This window comes from Erwinia sp. 1181_3, from assembly GCF_052824965.1.
Map to the genome: position 1 here is coordinate 1 of NZ_VTDE01000033.1, position 900 is coordinate 900.

The window sequence follows — 900 nt, forward strand, 5'->3', positions numbered from 1 at the left end:
TGCTGAACCGTTAGCAATGGCCGCAGCGATATCGCCGCCCGCCAGGCCCTGCACCACGGCGGTGGCGGCCTGGATACCCTGCTGGACGGCGCCGCCGGTGCCGAGCCCGGTGGCGTTAAAGGCCTGGTCGTAGAAGTTCTGGTAAACCTGGCCGTTGATGGCGTTCTCATCCGGGGTCTGACCCGGATGGGCTTTCACCCAGTCTTTCTGCGCCCTGTCCCGGTCTTCCTGGCTGATACTGCCCATCTTCTCTTTGGCGTCTTTCGCCGCGCTGATGGCGCCCTGGGTACTGATTTCACCGATGATCTGATCACGGGGCCGCAGAAGCGGGCGGCTAAAGTGTAACTAACTGGTTATACAGTAAAATCCCGACTCAGTGGCCGGGATTTTTGTGTTATCTTTTTTTCCTGTAACGCTGGTAATAAATCCACCAACACCCTGAACCCGCAAGGCCTCCACAAAATAAGCCTGCTTTTATTGCTTTTATAAAATTAATATTTGAAACACTAAATTTACCGGCATAATACAGAGAATAAAAGAACTCAGTACCGACTTGTACAAGTATGAACCATAATGGAAAGACAAACATTAAGGCTAAGTTGAGATAAAAGAAAACAAATAACCATTTAAATTTATTCTTTCTCATTTTTTGTCCCCTAAATTTTCTTTGACCCATTTACCTGCTTGATCATTAGAGAATTCAGTTGTACCTGAACCGAATATATTACCAGCAACCCCCGGCAACGGATCTAACGGCAACGGCTTCGATATACCCTTTCCAACATCAACCCAGATCCAGTCTTTCCATGGCTTCATTGGATTGAATATCTTATCAAGAGGCAACTCAACCAGCTTACCAGCACCGTAACCCAGCCCGGATGCAGCGCCACTCATAGCCCT

The 900-nt window shown here is 48.7% G+C and carries 1 protein-coding gene and 2 pseudogenes; all 3 read right to left on the reverse strand.

What is annotated here, in order from left to right:
• Positions 1 to 246, reverse strand: a pseudogene (locus tag FY046_RS23625) (hypothetical protein); the annotation flags it as partial.
• A 148-nt stretch (positions 247 to 394) separates the two neighbouring features.
• Entirely contained in the window at positions 395 to 646 is a 252-nt protein-coding gene (locus FY046_RS23630; RefSeq protein WP_259152153.1) for a hypothetical protein, read from the reverse strand.
• Positions 643 to 900 (reverse strand): annotated as a pseudogene (locus FY046_RS23635) (VENN motif pre-toxin domain-containing protein); the annotation flags it as partial. The pseudogene FY046_RS23635 and the gene FY046_RS23630, both read right to left, overlap by 4 nt.

Bases quoted from the DNA above. Each gene is read 5' to 3' on its own strand.
- FY046_RS23630 (WP_259152153.1), bottom strand. From the start codon at position 646: ATGAGAAAGAATAAATTTAAATGGTTATTTGTTTTCTTTTATCTCAAC.